The following is a 14,265-nucleotide window of genomic DNA, read 5'->3' on the forward strand; positions in this document are numbered from 1 at the left end:
GAGGGCGAAGAGCAGGACTTGAAGAACGATCAGTCCTGCGGCGAACGCGACCGTTTTGACAAAGCGCTGCGTGGCGACCATGTCGTCGAGATCGCGGGCGTATCCAGACCAGCGCATCAGCGTCGGCGTCCCTTGCGGTTGGCGCGGCCTTCGTTCTTGCGTTCGCGCTCTTGCCGCAGATACAGCGCGAAGTCGGGGTTGATGTTCTCGTACACGTCGACCAGGCGATGCAGCGCGTAGCGGACCATGATGCCAGCCTGCTCGGGCGACCATCGCCATCGCTGCGCAATGGTGCCGACCGTGTGTTCGCGGATGAGCAGATCGCGGAGCAGCTCGCGTTGGACGCGGTCGAGTTGATCGTCGACACGCTTCAGCGCGAACGCCGCGTTCAGCATGCGGTCGCTCGGGTCCTTCGGCGCTCCGCCGCAATCGCCCTTCGAGTGCATGCGTCCGCCGTTGATGCCCTCTTGGTCGAGCATGCGGCGATCCTCCGGCGAGAGAGGCACGGCCATCATCAGGTGATTGATCGTCGCCATCGTGTTCGAGCCGACCGGCGAGATCGCGAAGTAGTCGCCAGCGTAGTATTCGGCCGCCATGAACTGCGCGTCGCTGATCTTGTCCTTCACGCGATAGCGCAGATAGTCGATGGGACGGCCGTAGTCCTTGCGGGTCGCCAGGGCGACGCCCTCGGCGGTGCGGACGCGGACCAGCACGGAGTCGGGATCGGTGCCGTCGAGCACGGCGCGCATCGGATCGGTCATCAGAGGCGATTGTCCGTGTCTGCCGGGGGCTCGGCGGCGTCCACGACCGCCTCGTACTGCTTCAGCTCTTCGGACGCGTTCGCCAGGGCGGGGCAGCGGTCGCAGTATTCCGAGTTGAGGCGCGCAACGCGTGCGTGCTCTTCGAGCGCCGCTTCGATCACGTCCGCGCTGCCGCTCACGAAGACGACCTCACGGTTCTCGAAGGTGATGGCGGTGTTCTGCCGCATCTCGCCGGTCTCGCGATCTGACCGCTCGTAGCCGACCATAGACACGATCAGCTCGGGTCGCCGGATCACGACCGGGTTCCCTTTCGGTGTGGTGAATTGGATGGACAAACGGATTGCCTCGATGTTGGGGGTACGGTAGGTCTGTAACCTCCCATTCCTCACACCGTCAATTAAATCTCCCTCCCTGGCTGAACGACTGACCGACTGAGAGGCCGAACGCCTGACCGCCTCACAGCCACCCGCTGAGAGCCTGACCGCCTGACCGGCCTCCCAGGACCACCAGCCGCCCCGGCTCAACGCCTGGCCTCGGCATCAGGGCTCCACGGCCCCACAGCAACGGAGAGCACGATCAGATCGGGGAGACCCTCCGCCGCTCAGACGGTCAGACCCTCCATCAAACCTACCCTCCGCCCTCCCCCTAAAGGGGGAAGGGCCGGAAGGTCGGAAGGTTTGAAGGTTTCAGATCGGAAGGTACGGAAGGTTTAAAGTCGGAAGGTCATCGACCGATTATGCTTTCAGATCAATACGTTGCCGCGATTGTAAACCTTCCGCTCGCGCCGATTTTGACCTTCCGATATCGGTAACCTTCCAAACCTTCCACCGGAAGGCCGGAAGGTCAAAGTGCTTTTTTTGTTGTTTATCAATACGTTAAACGAAATGACGACCTTCCGACCTTCCACTAAACCTTCCGGATTGGAGGGTCTAATGGAAGGTCATCGGAAGGTCGTTCAGGCCTTGGCGAGCTGGATGAAGCACCAGATCGCGAGCGCGCCAGGGATGGCGAGGCCGAGGGCGAAGAGAGCCAGGAGCGCCATCGGTCAGGCCTTGTCGGCGGTCAGGCGCTCGGCCCAAGCCACCTTGTGGCGCTTGCCGCTCAGCGTGACGTGGGTGGTTCGGGCGGTGGGCTTGTGGACCTGCCACCACATCCAATGACCGATCCGGTCTGTGCAGGCCTCATCGCGGTACGCGACGACGTTGTTGCCTTCGCTGCCAGGCTCCCGGCGCAGGTAGACAGTGGTCTCCATGTTGTCCTCCCTCAAGAGCGCGTGGCGTCGACCCACAGGGCCACGGAGACCCGCGTGAGCACGTAGATGAGCATGGGGATCGAGAGCCCCAGGATGCAGGCCGAGGCGATCACCGGCCAGCCGGTCGCGACGCTGGCGAACGCGTAGGCGTTCATGCAGGCGGACACGATGAGGGTGCCGATGATAGTGGGGCCTGCCCACGTCATGATCGCCTTGCGGAGCGATTCGGTCGTCGTGCAGAGCTGGCCGAGTTCGAGCGCGATGAAGCCGAGGTCGATGCCGACGGCCATAGCCCAGGCGTGCGCAGGATCGCTGTGGGTGAGCGCGCCGATCCCGGCCGCAAGATGGGAGAGCGAGAGTCCCATCAGCACCAGGGCGACGCCTGCGGTGCCATAGGACGTGTAGCGCTGGCGGGTGAGCTTGCGCTTCCAGGCGGCGCTGCGGACGGGAGGGGTGGAAGGCGCAGGCTTGTCGGCCTTCGGCCGTCTGGCGGGCTTCGGGAGCGCGGTGACGGTGGCGTTCATTGGTGTCTCCCTTAATCGAAGATTATCATGGAGGGGCGGCTTTCGACGCCGTCCATCTTGGCCTGAATGTCCGGATCGGTGAACTTCAGGGTTTTGATGTCGAGATGACCGAAGTCGGAGAGCACCTTTACGGGAAACTCTTCGATCTGCCACGCGTGAAGATCGGCGAGGCGCTTTCCGTTCTCCAAATAGCAGCGGGGGTGAGCGTAGTGGCGCGTCCCGTATTTAACCATCGGGCCTTTCCACTTTTCGCAGAAGCGGCATGTCGTCATTGGCGTTTGTCCTTTCGGGTTGGCAATGTCAGATGACATACCTTACCGCCTCACACCCGTCAAGGGGTTACGCCTCTTGACACGTCGGGCAACTCACGGGTTCAATATCACCATCGCGAGACGCATACGAAAAAGCCGCCCCGAAGGGCGGCTATCGTTTTAGTATTTGTCCCAACACTCACAGTTCGCCGCGCGAGTGCCAGGCGGCCCGTTGCACTTCCAATACGGCGGACAAACCACTTCAGGCGGCGGCCGTTTGTCGTCCTTGGTGCAGAACGCTATCAAGGGCTCCGCAGTCAGAACGATGACCGCGATCACCGCGTAGAATATCCAGAACACCCGGAGGACCGGATCGTTGAGCGCGGCGTTGAGCGAGTTGCGCGGCAGGCTGACGATATCCTGCTTCAGTCGACGTTGATATTCGTTCACGGTGGTCTCCTATGATCGGGGTTTGAACACAAGCATGCTCGGCTTGCCTCGTTGCGTCACGTAATGCAGCGATCCGTTCGCCTCGGGCACGAAGCGCTTGACCTCGTCGCCGCCGAACACACGGCGCTTGAACGCCCTGGCGTAGTTGTCCGGCCCGGCCTCGTCGTAGATGTCCTGCATCGCCTTCACTTCGAGGCGCACCATCTCGGCGTCGGCGTGGACCTCTTTGCCGACGAGCTTGCCGATCTTCTGCACGGCCTTGATGATCTTCGCGCAGAGCTTCAAGCGGCTGTTGTCGTCGGAGCGATTCACTTCGGGCGTCAACTCGTCCTTGGTTGTGGGGGCCTCTTCGTCGACGACGCCGAACGCGGAGCCCTCGGACGGCTTGTCCTCGACCTCGACCACGACCATTGATGTAACGGGGTTGCCCCACTTGTTCTTGCCTAGCTCGACCTCTTCAAGCTTGAACTCGAAGCGGCCTGACTTCCCCGAGTCGCGCATCTTCGGCATGATGATCGCCGAGTGGCTCTTATGCTTGAGCGAGAGCCCGTGCTTCTTCTTGGCCTGGTCGGCGTTGACGATCTCAAGGTTGAAGTCGACATCGGCGAAGATCGCCGAGCTGCCGCGCGCACCGAGCGACGTGTCCTTGCCGGAGTGGTGAACGATGATGATGCAGATGTCTAACTCGACGGCCAGCTCGCGGAGCATATCGAGGATCGGCTGCATCTCGCGCGCCGAGCTTTCCTCGGCACCCGCTACGGCCTTCGCGAACGTGTCGAGGAACAACAGACCGACTGAAAGCCCCTCGCCTTCAAGCATCGCGTTCGCTTCCTTGACGGCCTTGCGCAACGCCCTACGCGCGCCCTTCGGATCGAGCGCGAAGTTCGGAACGCCGTCGCGGAAGATGAGCGCATCGTGCTTGGGCTTGTAGCGGTTCGACCAGGCGAGCGCGCGGCGATTGATGCCGCCGTGGCCTTCGCCGACGCAGTAGAGAACGCCGCACTGTTCGACGTTGCGGCCGAACCACTCCCACCCTTCGGAGAGCTTGCCGCCCATGTGGAATGCACTGAACGTCTTACCGGCATTCGACGGAGCATGAAGCATGCCGACCATACCGCGCGTGCAGATATTCTCGACCATCCAGTTCGGATCGGCGTAGATCGCGACACCAGACATGCGGCGCAGCGTGCCCTTCGGCTTGGCGGCCTTCTCGGCTTCCTTCTCTGCGGCGACCTCGCGCTCGTACTCGGAGTCTTCGTCATCGTCGACGACAGCGCCGAACGCCTCGCCGGTCGACGCCTTGCTGAGACCCTGGTTCTTCAGCCACTCGCGAGCGGTCTGCCGGTTGTCGTATTCGCCGGAGCGCGGCTTGCTGTCGACGAACTCGCCAGCACCCTCGAAGGCCAGGAAGAACGACGCCAGGTGTTCGGGCGGCATCTGCGGCCACTCGCGCATGACGTGGCGCGCAGCCTTGAAGCGGTTGTCGGAGCAGTCGTCGCCGGGCTCGTTGTAGAGCGACTTGAACTCGCTGTTCTCGGCTTGCAGCTTGTCGAAGTCATACTCGCCGAGCGGCGCGCACAGCTCTTCCCATTCGGGAATGTCCGCCTCGTCGATCTGCTTGATGATCTCGCGCTCTTTGGAGATGGGGATATCTTCCCCCACTTCCGCCGAGGACGTGCCGATCAGCTCGACGATGTAATCAGGGAGCGGCGGGATCGTGCCGTTGGTGTAGGCTTCGATGAACGCCTTGAGCGCGGCCTGGTCTCCGTAGCGCTTGCCGTCCTCACGGAGCGAGCCAGGCGCAACGAACTGACCGCCGCGCCCTCGCACGTCGCAGCCGTACTGCTTCTTGAGCGCGCCAGCGCTATTCGTGAAGGCGTTGTCGGGATCGCTGAAGATGTAGTGGCGGCCACCCGATTGTGTCGTGATGATCTGCGTGCCTTCGGGCACGCCGCCGTGCTCGTCGAAGAGCTTGCCGATCAGCTCGGGACCGTTGAACTTGGTGTCGGCGTCGATCACGACCAGGCGCGCAGGCCCGCACGCTACGGACGGAACCGCATCTTGGTTCGGGTGACGCCACATGCGCTTGACGATGTCGGGATCGGTCGTCGCGCCGACGAAGACTGTGAGCTGCTTGTTCCCTTCCTCGCGTGCCTGCTCGATAGCGGCTTCGCGATCCTCGGGTTTTATCTCGGTGTCTCTGCGATTGTAGAGCTTGACCAGCGGCACCTTTCCACTGGACGGGAACACGGGGATGCCGTTGCGCGCGAGCAACATCGCGTTGTGCTTGTTCTGTACGCGGCGCGCATCGTCCTGATTTACCATTAGCCTTCCCGTGACGCGGATGTTATTGAGTCGCCGACCGCATTGCTGATTGGCGTTGGCAGCGGTCCCTTTCGGCAGATCGGCCGTATCTGGGTTGGTTCCTAGATACGGCCGATCAGTTAGATTGGGGGTCGTAAGGTGCATGTCATCTCACGCGCCTTACAAGCCTGTCAATTAAATAGCCCCGCTTAGACGTGAGCCGCCGCCCGTCCCCTCTCGTTGGTCGGCTTCTCTCTATATCTTGCCACCGCTGCGAGCGCGTTGTGCTTCGCCCACAGGAACTTCGGCCTGCCCTGGCCGGTGTCGTCGACCGCATCGTGCTCCGGCAGCGCGCCGTTGGTGATCCGGTTCTCGACGACCTTGCGCGACATCGACAGCTTGGTCATGAACCATTCGAGGCCCACATATTCGACGCCGGGCAACGGGCCGCCCTTCTCGTCGTCTTTGACGAAGCGGTCGTTCGCGATCCTGTCCGCCTGTGTCTGAACGCCTGAGAGCCTATCGCTGAACGACTTGTGTTCGGCGTAACCCGTAACGAGCGCGGCGGCCGTCTTGCCGGTGAGATCGGCGAGCCGCGTCTGCAACTCCATCGCCAACGCGTCGACCCTGCGACGTTCGGCGCAACCGTTCACGTAGTTCGCTTCGATCTGCGCGAGCAACAGCGCGGCGGTGCCGAGAGTGTTGCGCATGCCGGACGCGAGAGCGAGCAGATCGCCGACCTGCTTCTCCATGTTCTGCATGTTCTCGGTGATCGAGGCGAACATGCGGCGCGTCTTCAGGTCTTGGGTGTATTGATCGGAAGGGTGGAGAGACATGGGATGCTTTCAGTTGGTGGAGTGCGGAGGTTCGTGGGTGGGTCTCGTCGACCACTGCGGGGCCTTCCACGAAACGTGAAGGTTCTGCCCGAAGCAGGTGACGCAGTGGTGGGCCAGCGACGCGGCAACGTCTTGGTCCGGCATGGGCACGTCCTGGGTGGTCCGGCCGACCGCCATAGCGAGCGCACCGGCTCCGACGACGAGACCTTCCATGACGTTGCGCAGGCCGAGCTGCTTGCGCCCTTCGAGGTACGTTTCGAGCGCGGCCTGAACGTCGAGTTGCAGCTTGACCGCGTTCGCGTAGACCAGCGGGTTCTCGTCGGGATGCGCGGCCAGGTGGTCGAGCAACTGTTGGAGGCTGAAGAACGCCTTGGGGTGGGCCGTCAGCGCCGCGAGTGCGTCGAAGGTCTTGCGGTCGATCATCATCATTGATCGGTCCCCAGGCGCACGTCCAACATGCCAGCGCCGTCGCGGACGGTGCGCTGTGCCGGAGGATCGAGGACGTTGATGGCGGCGATCCGCGCAGCTTGGATCAGGTGTTGCCCGAGCTGGTTGGCGGCTTTCGGGTCGAGCGTGGTCGAGTACCCGAGATCATCGTCCTTCAGGACGACGGCCTGGTTGTTGTCCGCTTCGATGCGGATGGTGATCTTGGCACCGAGATCGGTGCTCACTTCGCGTGTGTACTGGCGCATGGATCAGGCCGCCTTCTTCGCCGACGTGGAGGGGGCACCCTTCGCGCTGTTCTTCTTCGACGGCTTGGTGCCCCTGGTGCCGACCGCCGAGACGTGGTTGTTCTTGCGACGCTGCTTCGCCGTCTTCGAGCTGCGGCCGATCAGGTTGCGGCGCGTGTATTCGCGGCGGCGCTTGGTGCAGGCGGCGGTGTCGCGATAGTTGAAGGTCGAGCTTTCGCCGGTCGGGTCACCGTTCGCGTCGAGTGCGACCTTGACGATGGCCGTCTCTTCATTGATGCGGCGCTTGACTTCGGTCAGCGTCACACCGAGCACCTTGCGGTTATGGCCGGGAGACCCGAGCGCATAGACCTTCTTGACCTCGTTCTTCTTCGGCGCTTCGGGCGCGACGCGCGCTGCGATCTGCGCCTTCTGGTCGGCCTTGTCCTTGAGCATCTTGCCGACGTGGTCGACCTTCTGCTTCTTGGCGTTCTGCTTCTTCATGGTGATGCGATCCTTGTAAGGTGACGGAGGTTACAGCGCGGGCGCACGGGTGACGGGAGATGGGATCACCCGTGCGGTAGTTGTTGAATCAGTTGGTGCTGATTACGCGAGAGATCGTCGTGGTCGTGGTGCTCGCCACCACAGTTCGGCCGACCCAGGTGATCGTCCACGCGGTCAAGAAGACCACGCTGAGGCCGATGAAGTGGGCGTCGAGGAAGTCGATGATCCCCATGTTACGCGGCTTCGGCGGTGTCGGTGGTCTTGGCAGACTTGCCGATCTCGTTCGCGATGCCCTTGGTCGACTGCCCGATGAGCCTGAGCAACGTGCTGTCGGTCTCGTTGTCGGCGAACATAGCCAGGGCGGCGATGATGAATGCCTGGTCGAAGAGCATCGCTTTCACGATGTCGCTCTCGACATTGGCGTCACTGAGCTGTTTGACCTCGGTATCGCTCCGCGCCCCGACTGCGACGAGCGCGGCACAGAGGGGCTCGCCAGCCGCCAACAGCGTCTTCTTCAGCGCGGTCAGAATGATGGCGTTGTTTCCGAGAATGGTATTGGCTTCGAGCATAGTAGTCCGTCCTTTTGGTGGCGTGAGGGAATGGCAGCCGTCAGAGCGCCCCGTTCTCTGACGGCCGATAGACGTTACGGCTGCGGCTTCGGCGGCTGCCAGGGCATGGTCGTGACGAACAACCGGCTCTGGAAGGGCTGCGCGAAGACGGTGACTGCGCGGATGGTGTCGATGTCGCTCTCCGCATCGGCCGCGTTGCCGCGACGATCTGCGCCGACGATCAGGCCTTTGCCAGCGAACGGCTGGTGGCCTGTCGCCATGTGAAACCAGCGCTCCGCGTTCTTCATGATGCCCTCGTCGTCGACGAAGATCGCATCGCGCCCCTTGAGGACGCCCGCGTAGGCCGTGGTGAACGTGGTGACCGGCATGCTCTCATGCGACAGCACGCGGTAGTAGGTGTTGATATCGTCCCCGTCGACCTCGACGTGTTCGATCTTACAGGCGAAGGGGTCGATCAGGATGGCTTTGACATTGGGCATCGGCGTGACTTTCGCTTTGTGAGTCGATTGTGAGTCCTGTGAGTCGAGTTAGGTATTTCGACTCACAAGATCAGCGTCAAGGTGCTAGGCGGCGAGGCCGAAAAGCTTGCCACCGAGGGTTTCGAGTTCGACGCGGTCATCAGTATTGGGAAGCTCCCGAGCGATGGCGGTGACGCCTTGGGTCACGTCCCAGATCGTGCGCGCCTTGCGGCCCTCTTCCCTCTCTACGGCTTCGAGGACGGAGCGAGCACGGCTGCGCGAGAGGCCGCGATTGTTGAGCCAGTCTACCATCTCGTCGTCGTCCTGCGCGATCTGCGCGGCCTTGGCGTTCTGTACGGTCTGTACAATCTTCGCGTCTGACGCCTTGGCGTACTCGATCAGGGCGGGCTCGACTTGGCGAATCCATCGCTCCGGTGCGCCCTTGGTATGCGAGATGCGGACGGTTTCGATGTTGTCCGCGCCCCAGATGATGCGGTTGCAGCACACGCCACGGAAGAGGAAGGCCTTGAGCCAGAGCGACGACTTGCCGACCTCGGACTGCGAGATGATGAAGCCGCGATACATCACGTCGTCCATGCCGTCCTTCGTCTTGCCGACGACGATGGGGCGATGCGGATCGGTGAGGAAGATGAACATGTCGCGGTCGCTCATGAAGAGCGTGGTCGTGTCCGTGGTGACCGGGTGGAAGGGGTCGTACATCATGGTCGACCATGACATCATGCCGGGCACGCGCCAGGCCGCGTCGTTCGAGACGCCGTCACCGGCGATCTTGCCCACGGCTTCGATCACTTCGTGGTTCGGGATACGGCCATAGTCGGGGCCGGTAGCCGCTAATAACTGCTTGTCCGACGTGTAGAACTTAGCCTCGGGATTGGAGCGGTTGTTGCGGAGGCCGTACATCACGGCGTCGGCGACGATGGGCGACGGAAGCGTGCGCAGATAGGACGGCGGAGCACCCGCGAGCTGCGAGAGCTGGCCGAACGACCAGTGCGAGAAGTTGAAGCTCTCGAAGCCATCGCCGACGTTCAAACCGACGCGGAGCTTGTTGAAGTCGTCACGAGTCTGCACTTCGGGCGTAAGCAGCTCGACGTTCTTGACCGCTACGACCTTCTCGCGGGAAACAAGGGACTGAGACCTCGCGTGCCTCCACATATCACGGAGAGACAGGAAGCGCTCGTCGGCCGGGCGACGCATCCAGTTCATGGAGGCGTCCATGATGGTGGTGCCCTTGGAAACGTCGACGCGGCCCGCGTTGATCGGCTGAGCGTCGACAGTCTGAGCGAGAGAAACAACGGTATTCATGGCGTTTAGTCCTTTCGGTTGCGTTGGGGCTCCCGCTGTGTGTGTGTCAGGAGCTTGGTAGGAGTTCTACCTGACGATTCTAGCAAACGCAATCCCCTCACGAAGTTATTTTTGGTAGGAGAAAAAGTTGACAGAACTAACACGCCGACCATATGGATCGGTCCAATCGTCAAAGCAGTGGGGAAATATGAAAGCTTATCTTGGGCTCGACCTCGGCACGTACATGGGGTGGGCGCGCACCGACCTGTTCCCTGGGAGCGGAGGGGTCTTCTTATCAGGCGCATGGGACTTCGACATCACCCGGTTTGATGCGCCGCCCGTCCGCTACCAGAAGTTCGAAGTGAAGCTGCGCGAGCACTGCGTGCTCGGGCTCAACATGGTCTTCTACGAAAAGATTCTGCGCCACAAGGGCACGACAGCGGCCCACGTCTACGGCGCATTCCTGAACAAGCTGCATGAGGTCTGCGACGAATACGGCGTTCCGTACATCGGCCTCAGCGTTCAGGAGATCAAGAAGTTCGCCACCGGCAAGGGCGGCGGACCCCAGGCCACCAAGGACAAGATGATCGAGGCCGTCAAGCGTTGGGGCCACAACCCCCAGAGCGACGACGAGGCCGATGCCATCGCGATCCTCAAATGCGGATTGGAGACTAAGCTGTGACTACCGAAACCATTGTGATGACTGACCGCACGCCGGTCTCGTTCTGGAAGAAGATCAACCCGCTCTGGTGGCTGGTCGGTCCCGATGGCTGGAACGTCCCCGACGTGAACAACGGCGAGCCGTACCTGCCGGAAGTGACGAACATCTGGCTCCGCCGCTTCTACTGGTTCATCTGTCGCAACCCGCTGATGAACTTCGTCGGCTACGTCCTCGGCGTCGAGGACAACAACTACCGCGTCGAGGGCACCGCCCCCGTCCTGCTCACCACCTGGCGCGACGCTACGCCGCCGAAGACCGGCTGGAAGTGGGCGCTGCTATGGCCGCAGATTAGCTGGCCCGCGTTGCTCATGGCGATGCTGTGGATCGTGCTCACGTCCTTCCACCCCGTGTTCTACATCCCGTGGGTGTGGGCGATGTTGAAGTTCGCAGGACCCCTGCCCTTCATCTCCTACAACGGCGCGGTCGAGTTCTACATGGGTTGGCGTCCGGCCTCGGGTGGGTTCGGCACAAAGATCGTGCTGCACAATGACTGAGAGCAAGCTGGTAGCCCGACCGCTGACCGAAAAGCAACGCATCGCTCTTCTCGCCGTGGCGCGCGGAGGGATACGCGTGGTCGAGCGCGTCGGTCAACACGGCGCTCAATACTACGAGATGTTGGCCCCTGGTGGTCATCAGATCGGCGGACAGTTCGCGGCGCTCAAGCGTCGCGGCTTCGTCTGTTGGAAGCGAGGCCCTGCGTTGACCATCGCCGGAGCGTTCGAGCTGTACTTCGACGTGTCACTATTGGACTGCCCGGCCGACGCCGACTGCCGCACGACTTGCTGTTGTGGCGACCTTGTCGAGCACCACGGTATGGGCAGCGGCCACAGCCCCGTGCCGATGCACGACTATTATTGCGAAGGCAGAGCGTGAGCATCCGCGAGAACATTGTAGCGCTCGGCTACCTGGCGGTGCCGAGCGGGTGGATCGTGCTGCTCGCCGTCCTGGCTGTCGGGCACTATCTCGGAAAGTGGTGAATGGGTAGAGAGCTTCGTCCATACCAGATCGAGGACGGCAACTACGTGGCGGGTCGCTTCGCCACGCTGATCGGCCATGAGCCTCGCGTCGGTAAGACCAACGTCGCGATCCGTGGCGCAGACTTGGTTGAGGCCAAGCTGGTCGTTATCGTGTGTCCGGCCGCCGTGAAGGAAAGCTGGCGCGAAGCCATCTTGGAGTTTCGCAAGGCGGGGTGGTGGGCCATCATCGTCAGCTACAACAAAGCGCCGAACGTCCTGAAGGTCGTGCGCGGCAAGAAGTACGTGCTGATCGTCGACGAATCGCACTACGCCAAGGATCGCGCGGCGCAGCGCACGAAGGCCGTCTACGGCACGCTGTGCGACAAGATCGGCGGCCTGGCCGAGTATGCGACCAACGTCTTCTGCCTGACCGGCACGCCGATGCCGAACAATCCCACTGAGCTGTGGCCGATGCTCCGCGCGCTCGCCCCGGAGCTGATCGACAACGGGCGCGGCAAGCCGCTGAGCTGGTCCGCCTTCCGCGACAAATACTGCCGCATGGTCAACACGCCGTTCGGCGTGAAGATCGCTGGCTCAAAGAACTACAAAGAGCTGAAGCAGAAGCTTGCAGGCTTCGTGATTCGGCGCACGCGCCAGAGCGTCTTCGGCCGCGACATGCTCCCGCCTACCAAGGTGTTCGTGCGCGCAGGCCAGAAGGAAAAGAAAGAACTCGACGCGCTGATGCAGTCCGAGCAAGGGCGGCTGGTCGCCGAAGCCTTGCAGTCTGCGAACCCGCTCAAGGCGCTCGCGAAGCAGGAGAAGCACGTCGCCGGTCTGCGCCGAACGTTCGGCCTGGCGAAGGTGCCCGGCGTGATCGACCTCGTCACCGAAGAGCTGCGCGGCGATCCCAAGGCGAAGATCGTCCTGTTCGCCTACCATCACGACGTGATCGACGCGATCCGCCAGGGCTTGAAAGAGTTCGGCGTGGAGGCGTTCGACGGCCGCACCACGGACGCGCGGAAGCAACGCATCAAGCAGCGCTTCCAGACCGATCCGGAGTGCCGGGTGGTCGTCGGTCAGCTCACGGCTATGGGTGTCGGTCTCGACTTCAGCGCGGCCGACGACGTGATGTTCGTGGAGCAGTCATGGGTGGGGGACGAGAACGAGCAAGCGCGCTCGCGTATCTTCAACATGAACTCGCCCGAGCCGAAGTTCACGCGCTTCGTTGTGCTGGTGGGATCGCTCGACGAGCAGATCATCGCAGCGTGCGAACGCAAACTGTCCGATACGCGACGGCTATTTAATTGACGAACTTGTAAGGTCTGTGAGATTACACAGACACCAACACGGAGACACCGATGCGGCTTCCCGGTTTCATCACTGACATTCTCTGCGCCAAAGTGTGGAGCGTCATGCAGCGGCGCAAGCCCGACGTTCAGATCGGGCGCGACGAGCGCGGCATTCCCTACATGGAGCGCTGGCACGCGATCAAGCGCAACAGGTTCTTCAACGTCTACCTGCATCTCTACCACCACGACGACGACCGCATCCTGCATTCGCACCCGTGGTGGTCTGTCTCGATCCTGGTCTCCGGCGCGTTGCGCGAGTTCTACACGCGCACGTCGGAAGGTGCGAACCGTCCGGAGCTGCACAAAGCCCGGACGGTTCGCCGAGGCGGCATCGTCTGGCGCAGCGCCGACATGTTTCACCGCCTCGAAGTAGCGGGCAACCGCACCATCACGATCTTCATCACTGGTCCGAAGTTCGCCAAGTCCTGGCACTTCGCCTGCAAGCGCGGCTTGATCCACTGGAAGCAATTCGTCTCAGTGGGTCGCGGCGGACAGGGCTGCGGTGAAGACGACGATTACCCCAAGCGCGCTTGACCTCAGTGTAAGGCGCGTCACCTATCAACCCCCACAGGAGACTACGACTACATGCCGTTCCCGTTCCAGATGACCTTCGGCGGCGCTACCCCCGACGAGCTGAAAGCCAACGTCGCCGCCTGGCTCGGCACCACCAGCACCAAGGCGGTGCTGAGCGGAGCTGAGCAGGCCCGCCTCCGCAGCGACGCCGTCGTCGTTCCGCCCGCTGGCGAGAAGGACAAGACCGAGACCAAGGCCCCGACCGCAGCCGAGAAGAAGGCCGCCGAGAAGGCCGCTGCGAAGAAGAAGGCCGAGGAAGAAGCTGCCGCGAAGGCCGCCGAGGAAGCCGCCAAGGCCGAGACCGACGAGACCGATCCGCTCGACGAAGGCAGCGACGGTGACGAAGCCGAAGCGCTCACGCACGACGACGTGAAGAAGCTGCTCGTCGAAGTGCGCGGCAAGCACCCGCAGGACGCGACCATCGTGTCGAAGCTCGTCGCCGAGCACGGCAAGGCGAAGAAGCTCAGCGATGTCGACGAGGCCCTCCTGCCCGCCATCGCCGCCGCCTGCCGCAAGCTGCTGGCCTGATCCCTTCACCATGACGCCCCGGCCCTTCTTCACAGGGCGGGGCGTCCCCTCACCTTCACGGAGCCCCCCCCCCATGCGTAACGCAGATAGCTATCGCGGCGCTCGCCGCAACAACGCCCGCCGTGAAGGCTGGCTGAAGAAGTGGCGCAACGGCATGTTTGCCGTCGCCGCCAATGACAAGGCCAAGCTCAACGAGCGCGCTGTCATGGCGAACTCGGCACGCGAGGAAGCCGCCAGGGCGCTCGTCGCCGCTGGCGTC

The 14,265-nt window shown here is 62.5% G+C and carries 22 protein-coding genes; 7 read left to right on the forward strand and 15 right to left on the reverse strand.

The features are described from left to right. Nucleotides 1-116 precede the first annotated feature (116 nt). The 15 genes from OO68_RS37040 to OO68_RS37100 all read right to left on the reverse strand — a co-directional run bounded on the left by OO68_RS37040 (nucleotide 117) and on the right by OO68_RS37100 (nucleotide 9,900). Nucleotides 117-761, reverse strand: coding sequence for a hypothetical protein (locus OO68_RS37040; protein WP_030529701.1), 645 nt, complete (start codon nucleotides 759-761; stop codon nucleotides 117-119). Beyond that, nucleotides 761-1,057 carry a hypothetical protein gene (locus tag OO68_RS37045; protein ID WP_030529700.1) on the reverse strand — a complete coding sequence of 99 codons (297 nt, stop codon included), beginning with the start codon at nucleotides 1,055-1,057 and terminating at the stop codon, nucleotides 761-763. The genes OO68_RS37040 and OO68_RS37045 overlap by 1 nt, the downstream gene beginning before the upstream one ends. 749 nt (nucleotides 1,058-1,806) lie before the next feature. After that, complete coding sequence (locus OO68_RS37050) at nucleotides 1,807-2,013, reverse strand: hypothetical protein (RefSeq protein ID WP_030529699.1); 207 nt, start codon at nucleotides 2,011-2,013, stop codon at nucleotides 1,807-1,809. A gap of 11 nt (nucleotides 2,014-2,024) precedes the next feature. Further along, on the reverse strand, nucleotides 2,025-2,537 hold the full coding sequence (locus OO68_RS37055; protein ID WP_030529698.1) for a hypothetical protein: 513 nt from the start codon (nucleotides 2,535-2,537) through the stop codon (nucleotides 2,025-2,027). Nucleotides 2,538-2,548: 11 nt separating this feature from the next. Continuing rightward, complete coding sequence (locus tag OO68_RS37060; RefSeq protein ID WP_096772854.1) at nucleotides 2,549-2,848, reverse strand: hypothetical protein; 300 nt, start codon at nucleotides 2,846-2,848, stop codon at nucleotides 2,549-2,551. Between the two features lie 120 nt (nucleotides 2,849-2,968). After that, nucleotides 2,969-3,238 carry a hypothetical protein gene (locus OO68_RS46555; RefSeq protein WP_096772853.1) on the reverse strand — a complete coding sequence of 90 codons (270 nt, stop codon included), beginning with the start codon at nucleotides 3,236-3,238 and terminating at the stop codon, nucleotides 2,969-2,971. Nucleotides 3,239-3,247: 9 nt separating this feature from the next. Continuing rightward, the gene (locus OO68_RS37065; RefSeq protein ID WP_031027987.1) at nucleotides 3,248-5,563 is read right to left on the reverse strand and encodes an AAA family ATPase; all 2,316 of its coding nucleotides are present in this window, start codon (nucleotides 5,561-5,563) and stop codon (nucleotides 3,248-3,250) included. A 188-nt stretch (nucleotides 5,564-5,751) separates the two neighbouring features. After that, nucleotides 5,752-6,327: a hypothetical protein gene (locus OO68_RS37070; protein ID WP_033313768.1), complete on the reverse strand. Its 576-nt coding sequence runs from the start codon at nucleotides 6,325-6,327 to the stop codon at nucleotides 5,752-5,754. A 60-nt stretch (nucleotides 6,328-6,387) separates the two neighbouring features. Next, nucleotides 6,388-6,807 (reverse strand): hypothetical protein, encoded by a 420-nt coding sequence (locus OO68_RS37075; protein WP_031027990.1) that lies wholly within the window; start codon nucleotides 6,805-6,807, stop codon nucleotides 6,388-6,390. Next, nucleotides 6,804-7,049 carry a hypothetical protein gene (locus OO68_RS37080; protein WP_157577742.1) on the reverse strand — a complete coding sequence of 82 codons (246 nt, stop codon included), beginning with the start codon at nucleotides 7,047-7,049 and terminating at the stop codon, nucleotides 6,804-6,806. The genes OO68_RS37075 and OO68_RS37080 overlap by 4 nt, the downstream gene beginning before the upstream one ends. A gap of 24 nt (nucleotides 7,050-7,073) precedes the next feature. Then, a complete protein-coding gene (locus OO68_RS37085; protein ID WP_030529811.1) occupies nucleotides 7,074-7,550 on the reverse strand; it encodes a hypothetical protein in 477 nt (158 codons plus the stop codon). 88 nt (nucleotides 7,551-7,638) lie between these two features. After that, a complete protein-coding gene (locus tag OO68_RS46560) occupies nucleotides 7,639-7,782 on the reverse strand; it encodes a hypothetical protein (protein ID WP_157577736.1) in 144 nt (47 codons plus the stop codon). 1 nt (nucleotide 7,783) lies between these two features. Next, nucleotides 7,784-8,119, reverse strand: a complete 336-nt coding sequence (locus OO68_RS37090) for a hypothetical protein (RefSeq protein ID WP_030529764.1) — start codon at nucleotides 8,117-8,119, stop codon at nucleotides 7,784-7,786. A gap of 74 nt (nucleotides 8,120-8,193) precedes the next feature. After that, nucleotides 8,194-8,598, reverse strand: a complete 405-nt coding sequence (locus OO68_RS37095; RefSeq protein ID WP_030529765.1) for a hypothetical protein — start codon at nucleotides 8,596-8,598, stop codon at nucleotides 8,194-8,196. Between the two features lie 84 nt (nucleotides 8,599-8,682). Then, entirely contained in the window at nucleotides 8,683-9,900 is a 1,218-nt protein-coding gene (locus OO68_RS37100) for a DUF932 domain-containing protein (RefSeq protein WP_050513936.1), read from the reverse strand. Nucleotides 9,901-10,087: 187 nt separating this feature from the next. On the opposite strand from OO68_RS37100, the gene OO68_RS37105 reads away from it, so the two are divergent. The 7 genes from OO68_RS37105 to OO68_RS46570 all read left to right on the forward strand — a co-directional run. Next, on the forward strand, nucleotides 10,088-10,561 hold the full coding sequence (locus OO68_RS37105) for a RuvC family protein (RefSeq protein WP_030529767.1): 474 nt from the start codon (nucleotides 10,088-10,090) through the stop codon (nucleotides 10,559-10,561). 17 nt (nucleotides 10,562-10,578) lie between these two features. Further along, nucleotides 10,579-11,094, forward strand: a complete 516-nt coding sequence (locus OO68_RS37110; protein WP_030529768.1) for a hypothetical protein — start codon at nucleotides 10,579-10,581, stop codon at nucleotides 11,092-11,094. Beyond that, the gene (locus OO68_RS37115) at nucleotides 11,087-11,473 is read left to right on the forward strand and encodes a hypothetical protein (RefSeq protein WP_096772449.1); all 387 of its coding nucleotides are present in this window, start codon (nucleotides 11,087-11,089) and stop codon (nucleotides 11,471-11,473) included. The genes OO68_RS37110 and OO68_RS37115 overlap by 8 nt, the downstream gene beginning before the upstream one ends. Before the next feature lie 149 nt (nucleotides 11,474-11,622). Next, nucleotides 11,623-12,864 (forward strand): SNF2-related protein, encoded by a 1,242-nt coding sequence (locus tag OO68_RS37120; protein WP_157852807.1) that lies wholly within the window; start codon nucleotides 11,623-11,625, stop codon nucleotides 12,862-12,864. A gap of 50 nt (nucleotides 12,865-12,914) precedes the next feature. Continuing rightward, nucleotides 12,915-13,439, forward strand: coding sequence for a hypothetical protein (locus OO68_RS37125; protein WP_030529771.1), 525 nt, complete (start codon nucleotides 12,915-12,917; stop codon nucleotides 13,437-13,439). 51 nt (nucleotides 13,440-13,490) lie between these two features. Then, on the forward strand, nucleotides 13,491-14,006 hold the full coding sequence (locus OO68_RS46565) for a hypothetical protein (protein WP_030529772.1): 516 nt from the start codon (nucleotides 13,491-13,493) through the stop codon (nucleotides 14,004-14,006). Nucleotides 14,007-14,079: 73 nt separating this feature from the next. Beyond that, on the forward strand, nucleotides 14,080-14,265 hold a 186-nt coding region (locus OO68_RS46570), incomplete at its 3' end, for a hypothetical protein (RefSeq protein ID WP_152925172.1).

The sequence above is a fragment of the Streptomyces iakyrus genome, assembly GCF_000717055.1.
Classification (GTDB): Bacteria; Actinomycetota; Actinomycetes; order Streptomycetales; family Streptomycetaceae; genus Streptomyces; species Streptomyces iakyrus.

Coding starts and splice junctions, on each gene's coding strand:
- OO68_RS37095 (WP_030529765.1), bottom strand. CDS start 8,598: ATGCCCAATGTCAAAGCCATCCTGATCGACCCCTTCGCCTGTAAGATC.
- OO68_RS37105 (WP_030529767.1), top strand. CDS start 10,088: ATGAAAGCTTATCTTGGGCTCGACCTCGGCACGTACATGGGGTGGGCG.
- OO68_RS37125 (WP_030529771.1), top strand. CDS start 12,915: ATGCGGCTTCCCGGTTTCATCACTGACATTCTCTGCGCCAAAGTGTGG.
- OO68_RS37070 (WP_033313768.1), bottom strand. CDS start 6,327: ATGTTCGCCTCGATCACCGAGAACATGCAGAACATGGAGAAGCAGGTC.
- OO68_RS37110 (WP_030529768.1), top strand. CDS start 10,579: ATGACTGACCGCACGCCGGTCTCGTTCTGGAAGAAGATCAACCCGCTC.
- OO68_RS37075 (WP_031027990.1), bottom strand. CDS start 6,807: ATGATGATGATCGACCGCAAGACCTTCGACGCACTCGCGGCGCTGACG.
- OO68_RS37040 (WP_030529701.1), bottom strand. CDS start 761: ATGACCGATCCGATGCGCGCCGTGCTCGACGGCACCGATCCCGACTCC.
- OO68_RS46560 (WP_157577736.1), bottom strand. CDS start 7,782: ATGGGGATCATCGACTTCCTCGACGCCCACTTCATCGGCCTCAGCGTG.
- OO68_RS37085 (WP_030529811.1), bottom strand. CDS start 7,550: ATGAAGAAGCAGAACGCCAAGAAGCAGAAGGTCGACCACGTCGGCAAG.
- OO68_RS46565 (WP_030529772.1), top strand. CDS start 13,491: ATGCCGTTCCCGTTCCAGATGACCTTCGGCGGCGCTACCCCCGACGAG.
- OO68_RS37100 (WP_050513936.1), bottom strand. CDS start 9,900: ATGAATACCGTTGTTTCTCTCGCTCAGACTGTCGACGCTCAGCCGATC.
- OO68_RS37065 (WP_031027987.1), bottom strand. CDS start 5,563: ATGGTAAATCAGGACGATGCGCGCCGCGTACAGAACAAGCACAACGCG.
- OO68_RS37060 (WP_096772854.1), bottom strand. CDS start 2,848: ATGTCATCTGACATTGCCAACCCGAAAGGACAAACGCCAATGACGACA.
- OO68_RS37055 (WP_030529698.1), bottom strand. CDS start 2,537: ATGAACGCCACCGTCACCGCGCTCCCGAAGCCCGCCAGACGGCCGAAG.
- OO68_RS37050 (WP_030529699.1), bottom strand. CDS start 2,013: ATGGAGACCACTGTCTACCTGCGCCGGGAGCCTGGCAGCGAAGGCAAC.
- OO68_RS37115 (WP_096772449.1), top strand. CDS start 11,087: ATGACTGAGAGCAAGCTGGTAGCCCGACCGCTGACCGAAAAGCAACGC.
- OO68_RS37090 (WP_030529764.1), bottom strand. CDS start 8,119: ATGCTCGAAGCCAATACCATTCTCGGAAACAACGCCATCATTCTGACC.